We start from the raw sequence: 9,203 nt of genomic DNA, 5'->3' as shown, positions 1-9,203 counted from the left end.
ACTGCCGTGCTATTAGCACTAGCGATAATCGGTATTATCTGGACTCTCACCAAGGCGCGCCGCTCCACACTGCTGGGTTCTACCCGTAAGCAACTGGAAACGGATCGCGAGTTATTGGAGAAAGAGCGTTGAGCCGCCGTAAATTAGCACAGGAAAAGGCCGCATTGTTACATGAGATCCAGCAACAACGTCTGGATCTCGCCAACAGCGCCGCACATTGGCTTGAGGTCACTGCACCTTATGATCGCGGTTGGGCACAAATCGTCGGTATGCGAAAATATTTGATGATTGGCTCCAGTCTGGTCGCGCTATACGGTATCCGCCACCCGAGTAAATTTATCCGCTGGTCGCGTCGAGCGGTTGGATTATGGGGAACCATCCGATTGTTTCGTAACACTTTTCTCTTACGTTAACCAGCCGTTACTTCACTTGGTGGCATATCGATATCTCATGCGGGCTACTGACGGCCCTTCCCCCTTTCTTATGCCTAAACAGACCGTTTTTCGGCTTTAATCTGCTTACACTTCAGTTTTTTTGATAAAAACAGACAGTTTTACTTGCTAACAACTTCTCTACTTCTCAACTAACATTCTCTCATCAACTCAGGGAGTTTGCGGGATAACACCGGCAAGCGACCACACACAAGCACCTTTGATTAACCATTAACGCCCGCAGATGCCAGGCATTAATAGAACAACTTTTTGGAGAAGTCGTCGATGAACAAATTACAAGATACTGGCCTGTTGGTAGCACGCATTCTGATGCCGATTCTGTTTATTGTAGCCGGTTACGGCAAAATGGGTGATGCCTATGCTGGCACACAACAATATATGCAAGCAATGGGTGTCCCAGGCTTCTTCCTGCCATTGACCATTTTGTTGGAATTTGGTGGCGGTCTGGCAATTCTGTTTGGTTTCCTGACCCGTACCACTGCACTGTTCACTGCGGGTTTCACTATTCTGACGGCACTTATCTTCCACACTAACTTTGCGGAAGGCGTTAACCAGTTGATGTTCATGAAAAACCTAACCATCGCTGGCGGTTTCATTGTGTTGGCGGTTGCCGGCCCGGGTGGTTTCAGTATTGACCGTCTGCTGGGTAAGAAATGGTAAGGCTATACTATAAAATGCAATCCCCAAAGTAATTGGAGTTGCAGCCTGGCTGCAAGCGAATGACAAATTGGGAACCAATTTGAACAGCATTTATGCTAGCCCGTAGGGTGAGCCTCAAGGATGAGGCTCATTAATCCCGATGAACTTACTCAGGCAAGTGATTCGGATGAATAAGAGCAGCTAACAACGCTACAATTTCAAGAACGCGGGGGGATTGGATGGGACAGCTCGTAGACGGCATGTGGAAAGACATCTGGTACGACACAAAATCTACCGGTGGTCATTTCAAACGCAGTACCTCACAGTTCCGCAATTGGGTGACTGCTGACGGGCAAGCTGGCCCACAAGGTAAAGCTGGCTTTAAAGCCGAAGCACACCGTTACCATCTGTATGTTTCTCTTGCCTGCCCATGGGCACACCGCACTTTACTCATGCGCACATTGAAAGGCTTAGAGTCACTGATTTCAGTTTCTGTGGTACATCCACTGATGCTGGAGAATGGCTGGACCTTCGCTAATGATTTTCCTGCCGCCACCGGCGACGAACTCTATCATCTTGACTATCTCTATCAGCTTTATCTGCGCGCCGATGCAAATTATAGCGGGCGGGTGACCGTTCCGGTGTTATGGGATAAGCAGCAACAGACCGTCGTTAGCAATGAATCTGCCGATATCATTCGTATGTTCAATACTGCTTTTGATGGAGTCGGCGCTAAAGCGGGGGATTATTACCCTACAGCGTTACGCAGTAATATTGATGATATTAACGGGTGGGTTTACGATCAGGTCAATAATGGGGTGTATAAGGCGGGATTCGCCACTACACAGGAAGCCTATGACGAGGCAGTTAATACCTTATTTGATGCATTGGCTAAGCTGGAACAGATTCTGGCGAAACAGCGATATCTGACTGGCGGCCAACTGACGGAAGCGGATTTGCGTTTATGGACCACATTGGTGCGTTTTGATCCGGTATATGTCACTCATTTCAAATGTGATAAGCGCCGTATCAGCGATTATCTCAGCTTATATGGCTTTTTACGCGATATTTATCAAATTCAAGGCGTCGCTGAAACAGTAGATTTTGCCCATATCCGCAATCACTACTATCGCAGCCACGGCACTATAAACCCTTACGGGATTATCTCCATCGGCCCACAGCAAGACCTGCTGGAGCCACATGGACGAGATACACGTTTCACTTTATTAACAGATTAACGCGCAGTAGCCGTTTACTTATTAGCGAACAATCTAGGGATTTCTCGCAGGAACCACGACTTAGCTTCCCCCATGCTGTCACGCCGCCATGCCATAATAATATCGGCCTCACGGCTGAACTCTGGCCCGACGACCCGTAAACGGCCCGCTTCAATGTCTTTTTCTACCATTTCATAAGGCATGGTCGCCACACCCAAACCGGCTAATAATGCCCGCCGCTTATCTTCGATAGTGCTGACCGTCAAACGTTGCTGTTTATCCAGCAATTGCACCGTGATAACTGGCCGCTCACGAGCGGTATCCGCGACGGCGACACCACGGTATTTCACTCGGGTCAGTTCTGACAGAGGCTCTGGTTCCAAATGAATGGGGTGGTCTGGGCTGGCAACATAGACACTAGTCACTTTGTACAGTTTACGGCTGTTAATCTCTGAAGATGCACGGAAATGCATATCGGGCGCAATGACGATATCAGCCCGCCCTTGCTCCAACCGTTCCCATGCCCCGGCCAATACTTCGGTAAAAATGGAGACCTGAGTATTAGCTTTGAGCGCCAGTTTGTCGATCAACGGGAACAGTTTCCATGCCGGAGACAATGCCTCACTGACAATCGTGATATGTGTTTCCCAGCCGCGCGCCAGTGCCTCAGCATCGGTGGTCAGTTTGTCTGCGGCCTCCAGTAACACCCGCCCGCGATCCAGTAGCATCCGCCCAACATTGGTAAATTTGGTGCGATGCCCGGAGCGGTCGAACAACACCACATCAAGCTCATCTTCAAGTTTCTGCATGGTATAGCTCAGCGCAGAAGGTACCCGCCCCAATTCATCAGCCGCCGCGGCAAAACTACCACGGCGGTCAATAGCATCCATTACTCTCAATGCTTCTAACGTTAGCGCCCGATCTTTGGCCATCATTTTCTCAATCAGGAAATTTGAATATAGCGACCAGATTAACTGGCTAACAATCCGTCGTCCAGACGCTTACCATCTCTTTATCAATTAATATCAGGATAGGGCAATCATTGTCATGATCACATGCAGAACAGCAAAACAGTGCGGGCAAGCTGACTATGGTTGGCTCCAAGCCCGTTATACTTTCTCATTCGGCCACTATTTTGACCCGAAGCTATTGGGCTATGCCTCACTGCGCGTTTTGAATCAGGAAGTGTTAGCACCGGGATCCTCATTTCAACCACGAACTTATCCGCAGGTTGATATTTTAAACCTGATTTTACAAGGTGAGGCTGAGTATCGAAATAGTCTGGGTAACTATGTGCGCGGTAAAACTGGCGATGTGTTGCTCTTTTCTGCTCAATCAGGTGTCAGCTATAGCGAGCATAATTTGAGTACTGATAAGCCATTAACTCGCATTCAGTTATGGCTCAATGCCTGCCCTGAGCAGGAAAGCAATCCCGCCCAGCACCTGTCATTATGCACGCAGCCACTAAGGCTACTAGCGTCTCCTGACGGTGAGCAGGGCAGCCTGAAACTGCGTCAGCAAGTATGGATTCATCATCTGGATTTAGCCGCGGGCGAACAGTACACCATTGACCTACACGGCCCCAGGGCTTATCTGCAATCCATTCACGGAACAGTAACGGTGGATGGGCCGCAAGCCAGTGAAACTCAGCGCCTGACCTGCGGTGATGGTGCTTTTGTACAAGAAGAACGGCATCTGGTGATTAAAGCTGAAACGCCGCTGCGTGCCCTGCTCATCGATTTGCCTGCGTGAATATGGGCGAGCACGCCAGCTAAAATTTAATGGGAAAAATGCGAGGTTCCCCCCACGTGACTCCCAGTATAATTACGGTTTTAACGACGCCATATCGATCACGAAACGGTATTTCACATCGCTTTTCAGCATCCGCTCATAGGCGTCGTTGATATCCTGAATCTTGATCATCTCTATATCTGAAGCAATGCCGTGTTCAGCACAGAAATCGAGCATTTCCTGTGTTTCAGCAATGCCGCCAATACATGAACCGGCCACCGAACGCCGTGCCAGAATCAATGGCATGGTGTTTATCATTGGGCTAAGATCACCAAGAAAACCAACAAATACCAGGGTGCCATCCACATTCAGTGTCGGCATGTACGGGTTGATATCATGGACATAAGGCACGGTATCAATAATCAGATCGAATTGCCCTTTGGTCGCGTCCATTTGTGCATCATCGGTGGATAACACAATATGATGTGCACCTAAACGACGAGCATCAGCCTCTTTACTCGGTGAACGGGTAAAGAGCGTCACTTCAGCCCCTAATGCATTCGCCAGCTTTAATGCCATATGACCCAAGCCACCCAAGCCAACTACCGCGACTTTACTGCCTTTACCCACTTTCCAATGGCGCAGCGGCGACCAGGTGGTAATACCGGCACACAGTAGTGGCGCGGCAGCTTGCAAATCCAAACCAGCAGGCATTTTCAGCACAAAATCTTCAGAAGCTACAATGGATTGTGAGTAGCCACCATAGGTTGGTGTATGGTCGTGGCGATCAACACCATTGTAAGTTTGCACATTGCCCTCTGCACAATACTGCTCCAGGCCCTGTTGACAGGGTTGGCACACTCGGCAGGAGTCCACCATGCAGCCAATTCCGGCAAAATCACCCACCTTGAATTTCGTGACACTGTTACCCACGGCGGTGACTTGCCCCACCACTTCATGCCCGGGTACCAGCGGATAGCTGCTGAACCCCCAGTCGTTACGCGCCTGATGCAGGTCTGAGTGACAGACACCGCAATAGAGCACATCCATCACCACATCATCAGGACGCGGATCGCGACGGGTAAACTCGAGTGGGGCAAGGGGAACTTGTGCGGATTTGGCTGCATAACCGAGAACTTTTATCGTCATGATGTATCTCCGGTATCATAAACACTGTGATTTGAAGCTAGATAAACCGTAAAGAACGTCGAGAGTAAACAGTTTGAGTACAGAAAAAGTTGGTTTCAAGGAAATTGCTACCTAGAGAGTATAGGCCTGTAAAGTAGCAATCCCGCCTCTATTTCTGCTCTGATATTAAGCGAACAAATTACAATCCAGTAAGCTTCTCCAATGTTTCGGGGTAGCGATCACCCATTATCGTTACTTGTGCAGCCGCGTTATTAATCTGTTGCAGATCAGCAGTGGTCAACTCTACATTCACCGCACCAATATTCTCTTCTAACCGATTCAGTCTGCGCGTACCGGGGATCGGTACAATCCAGGGTTTCTGCGCCAGCAACCAGGCAAGAGCGATTTGCGCGGGCGAGCTACCCTTTTGGTCAGCGACCTGCTGAATCAAGGTGATTAACGCCTGATTAGCGGCCAAGGCTTCGGGAGTAAATCGTGGTAACGTGCTACGAAAATCATCACTGGCAAACTGGGTTGATTGATTCATGTTACCCGTCAGATAACCTTTACCCAGTGGGCTATAAGGCACCAAACCAATGCCAAGTTCTTCCAGCGTTGGTATGATTTCTTGCTCCGGCTTACGCCACCATATTGAGTATTCACTTTGCAGGGCGGTTACCGGCTGAACAGCGTGAGCTCGGCGAATGGTCGCTGCCCCAGCTTCAGATAAACCAAAGTGTTTTACTTTACCCTCTTTGATTAAATCCTGTACTGCACCGGCCACATCTTCAATGGGTACATTGGGATCGACGCGATGTTGATAAAACAGGTCAATAACATCCGTTTTCAGCCGTTTGAGTGAGGCTTCCGCCACTTTTTTAATATGCTCTGGTCGACTGTTTAAACCGATCCATTTTGGCCCGCCGTTCGGATCAGCCTGAAAACCAAATTTGGTCGCAATCACCACTTTATCGCGCAGAGGTGCCAGCGCCTCACCCAATAATGCTTCATTGGTGTAAGGCCCATAGACCTCTGCGGTATCGAAGAATGTCACGCCAAGGTCCACCGCTTTGTGCAACAAAGAGATCATCTCCTGTTTATCGGCAGCCGGACCATAACTGAAACTCATCCCCATACAGCCTAAGCCCATGGCGGACACGTCGAGATTACTGCGACCCAATGTGCGCTTTTGCATTTCTTTTACTCCTACCTGTAATTTATTTGTCATTACGAGGCATTCATTAAATGAATGTCGGTAGCAAAAAAGGTAGCAAATGTCCGAGCAGAGGATTAGATGGATAAATGTGCATGGGTATATGAATTTAACTCATAAATTTAACTATACTGGAACACACAGGCAGCTAAACAGGTATAGAGACTGATGTTAAAAGAGAATTTTAACGATTTAATTTCCTTTCTTATGGTTGCCAGGGAGCGAAGCTTCACCAAAGCGGCGGCAAAACTGGGGGTTTCACAATCGGCCTTAAGTCATTCCATTCGTGGGTTGGAAGAACGACTTAAGCTTCGCTTATTGACCCGCACCACCCGCAGCGTTGCCCCGACAGAAGCGGGAGAAAGACTGGCAAACAGTCTGGGACCACGTTTTGCAGAAATTGAGAGTGAACTGGATGCCTTAAGCGAAATGCGCGAGCGGCCTGCGGGGAATATTCGTGTCACTGCTGGCGAACACGCCGTGGACTCGACTCTCTGGCCGGTATTGAAATCATTTCTCGCCGATTACCCGGACATTAATGTGGAAATCACGGTCGATAACACCTTAACCGACATTGTCAGTGGACGATTTGATGCCGGCATCCGCCTTGGAGAACAGGTAGCAAAAGATATGATTGCGGTACGGATTGGGCCGGATATGAGTATGGCTGTCGTTGGCTCACCTTCATATTTGGCTAAATATGGCATACCCACCACTCCGGCAGATCTGCAAAATCATCGTTGCATCAATATGCGCCTGCCGACAATGGGTGGCCTTTATGCGTGGGAATTCGAAAAAGAGGGGCATGAATTAAGAGTTCGTGTTGATGGGCAACTGACCTTTAACAGTTTGCGACAACGCATTGATGCCGCCGCCATGGGTTTTGGTCTGGCATTCGTACCAGAGGATGCGGTAAAAGCTGAAATTACCAGTGGCAATCTAATCAGGGTGCTGAAAGAGTGGTGTGAGCCTTTCCCCGGTTATTACCTCTACTATCCGAGCCGCAGGCAGCATACCACCGCATTTTCGTTGTTCGTGGATGCCTTACGCTATCAACGTTAAGACCAAACAAAAACCCCGCCGAAGCGGGGTCTTGTGGAATGAGTGGAGTTGACCGGTAAGGCAAGTAGCCAAATGAAAGGCCGTTTCCTGCTGCATTTACACGTAGTTATAAGGTTAGTGTGTATCTCAGTTTGTATCCCATCATAGCAGGCTAATTGTCTTAGCGCAGCCCGACGATGTCTCTCACTTGCTGGGGGAGGCCTATTGTCTGCCCTATTTCACTTTCTACACATAAAACACAATTTCAGTTTTTATTTGCCTGATCCATCATTATCCCTTACCTTTTTGGGCAGATTGCCAAATTGATATTGGCAAATGGATAAATAAGGGATGTTTATGGCTCGTTCGCTAGCTTGTTTGGGTGACAAAACGACTCACGGAGAGATTCGGTCGGCGTCATCGACGTGGTTCGAAGGTTTGAAAGCGGTTGCACAGTCCGGGGATCTCGCGTGGTGTGGAGTGTGTAAGGGTACATTTCAAATTATTGGCACGGTGTCAGATTGGTCAGAAGATCGGCCGTTTGTGGCAACGGGTGATCGTGTGATGTGTCGATGTCCAAATCATGTCGTTATCGGCATGGCGAGGCAGGTGGTTGATCCAATAGTAGAGCGACAGCCACAAACGGTCACAGTGGCACGTCCTGCGATGGCAGAGCCACAACAGTTCGCACAAGTAGCGAAGAGGCTGGTAACTCCAACGCAACCTGTAGTAACAGAAACTAAAAGAGAAGCGGTAGATGCTGGCTTCTGTGTAGTACATTTCCCTTCATCGGTTGGCGATTATGGTAATTGGTTGTTTCGACAACCACCTGCTGGCAGCAAAGAATTGTACAGCCAGCTAAACGGTATCCACCCTCTAAAAGCTGGTTCTATCGTTATGGTTGTTGATCCAGATAAGCAAGATGCCAACCAAATTGAATCGTTGAAGAAAGCTAAAATACGGGTTGATGACGCTTTATCCAGTCTCACCGACGATGAAGCCAATTTCATGCACAAGCATTATGCAACAATCGCTAATTTTTCCAGCATTGCTGATAAAGGAATTGGGCTAGCCGCAGACTCTGCTGGTAAATACTTCCAACAAATCGAAGACATCCTGAGCAAGATCCATTCTACCTATAAAAACCAGTATCTGACGAGAGGAACATTAATTGGCGAACAATTCTTTGTTGAACGTCGCCAGTTATTTAATAAGCTAGATAAAATCATTAAAAATGGATTTCTTGGGAAAAGTTTGAAGTTAGGTGAATATACCAAAATTAAAAATGCTCTTGGTCTATCAACATCATCGATAATGCATGAATGGAGTAAGAGTGGTGTTGGTGATATTGAAGGCTATGCAACCCATATTGAACGTTCTGCAAAACTTATTAAGGCGATGCGTTACACAGGATATGCGGCTATTGGATTTAGTGCTCTACACTCAATAAATGAAGTCAATGAAGCCTGCTCTGTAGGGCGAGAAAACGAATGCACCAGAAAGAAATATACCGAAGCTGGTAGTTTCACCCTAGGAACCGCGGGAGGCATTGGTGGTGGCGCAGCAGGGATGTGGGCCTGTAGTCTAGCTCTAGGGCCACAAACATTGGGCGCAGGGGTTCTACTATGTGGCCTAATAGTGGGGGGAGCGATGGGCTATGCCGGAGGTGAAGCAGGTGGAGCGTTAGGAGAGGCCGCTGGCGATGAAATATATAAGGTATTTGAACAATGAGCGAGGAATTAATTAAACAGTTGATTTTGTTATTTGCTGTAATTTCGGCAG

9 protein-coding genes are annotated in these 9,203 nt (G+C 48.2%); 6 read left to right on the top strand and 3 right to left on the bottom strand.

Translation table 11 applies throughout. From position 1 onward, the window contains the following. Positions 1-128 precede the first annotated feature (128 nt). The 3 genes from V1952_RS17025 (at position 129) to V1952_RS17015 (ending at position 2,329) form a co-directional block, all read left to right on the top strand. Entirely contained in the window at positions 129-413 is a 285-nt protein-coding gene (locus V1952_RS17025; protein ID WP_372560454.1) for a YqjK-like family protein, read from the top strand. A gap of 303 nt (positions 414-716) precedes the next feature. Then, positions 717-1,112, top strand: a complete 396-nt coding sequence (locus V1952_RS17020; protein WP_004714887.1) for a DoxX family protein — start codon at positions 717-719, stop codon at positions 1,110-1,112. A 218-nt stretch (positions 1,113-1,330) separates the two neighbouring features. Then, positions 1,331-2,329, top strand: coding sequence for a glutathione S-transferase family protein (locus V1952_RS17015; RefSeq protein WP_083162319.1), 999 nt, complete (start codon positions 1,331-1,333; stop codon positions 2,327-2,329). A 14-nt stretch (positions 2,330-2,343) separates the two neighbouring features. On the opposite strand, the gene V1952_RS17010 is transcribed toward V1952_RS17015, so the two are convergent. Beyond that, entirely contained in the window at positions 2,344-3,240 is an 897-nt protein-coding gene (locus V1952_RS17010) for a LysR family transcriptional regulator (protein ID WP_083162318.1), read from the bottom strand. A gap of 115 nt (positions 3,241-3,355) precedes the next feature. On the opposite strand from V1952_RS17010, the gene V1952_RS17005 reads away from it, so the two are divergent. Continuing rightward, entirely contained in the window at positions 3,356-4,060 is a 705-nt protein-coding gene (locus V1952_RS17005) for a pirin family protein (protein ID WP_083162317.1), read from the top strand. Positions 4,061-4,132: 72 nt separating this feature from the next. Here the strand turns inward: V1952_RS17005 and V1952_RS17000 are convergent, their stop codons facing one another. Together V1952_RS17000 and V1952_RS16995 are read right to left on the bottom strand one after the other, a co-directional pair. Next, complete coding sequence (locus V1952_RS17000) at positions 4,133-5,188, bottom strand: NAD(P)-dependent alcohol dehydrogenase (RefSeq protein ID WP_372560453.1); 1,056 nt, start codon at positions 5,186-5,188, stop codon at positions 4,133-4,135. 178 nt (positions 5,189-5,366) lie between these two features. Continuing rightward, entirely contained in the window at positions 5,367-6,362 is a 996-nt protein-coding gene (locus V1952_RS16995; RefSeq protein WP_372560452.1) for an aldo/keto reductase, read from the bottom strand. Between the two features lie 186 nt (positions 6,363-6,548). On the opposite strand from V1952_RS16995, the gene V1952_RS16990 reads away from it, so the two are divergent. Further along, positions 6,549-7,442 carry a LysR family transcriptional regulator gene (locus V1952_RS16990; RefSeq protein ID WP_420075169.1) on the top strand — a complete coding sequence of 298 codons (894 nt, stop codon included), beginning with the start codon at positions 6,549-6,551 and terminating at the stop codon, positions 7,440-7,442. Between the two features lie 336 nt (positions 7,443-7,778). Next, positions 7,779-9,152 carry a PAAR domain-containing protein gene (locus V1952_RS16985; RefSeq protein ID WP_420075168.1) on the top strand — a complete coding sequence of 458 codons (1,374 nt, stop codon included), beginning with the start codon at positions 7,779-7,781 and terminating at the stop codon, positions 9,150-9,152. Positions 9,153-9,203: the final 51 nt, after the last annotated feature.

Origin of the sequence: Yersinia sp. 2542 StPb PI, from assembly GCF_048593855.1 — a bacterium.
Lineage (GTDB): Bacteria > Pseudomonadota > Gammaproteobacteria > Enterobacterales > Enterobacteriaceae > Yersinia > Yersinia enterocolitica_E.
This window is presented reverse-complemented; position numbering and strand designations above follow the sequence as displayed.

Excerpts from the sequence above, each read along its gene's own strand:
- V1952_RS17005 (WP_083162317.1), top strand. The coding sequence starts at position 3,356 with ATGATCACATGCAGAACAGCAAAACAGTGCGGGCAAGCTGACTATGGT.
- V1952_RS17020 (WP_004714887.1), top strand. The coding sequence starts at position 717 with ATGAACAAATTACAAGATACTGGCCTGTTGGTAGCACGCATTCTGATG.
- V1952_RS17015 (WP_083162319.1), top strand. The coding sequence starts at position 1,331 with ATGGGACAGCTCGTAGACGGCATGTGGAAAGACATCTGGTACGACACA.
- V1952_RS16985 (WP_420075168.1), top strand. The coding sequence starts at position 7,779 with ATGGCTCGTTCGCTAGCTTGTTTGGGTGACAAAACGACTCACGGAGAG.
- V1952_RS16995 (WP_372560452.1), bottom strand. The coding sequence starts at position 6,362 with ATGCAAAAGCGCACATTGGGTCGCAGTAATCTCGACGTGTCCGCCATG.
- V1952_RS16990 (WP_420075169.1), top strand. The coding sequence starts at position 6,549 with ATGTTAAAAGAGAATTTTAACGATTTAATTTCCTTTCTTATGGTTGCC.
- V1952_RS17010 (WP_083162318.1), bottom strand. The coding sequence starts at position 3,240 with ATGGCCAAAGATCGGGCGCTAACGTTAGAAGCATTGAGAGTAATGGAT.
- V1952_RS17000 (WP_372560453.1), bottom strand. The coding sequence starts at position 5,188 with ATGACGATAAAAGTTCTCGGTTATGCAGCCAAATCCGCACAAGTTCCC.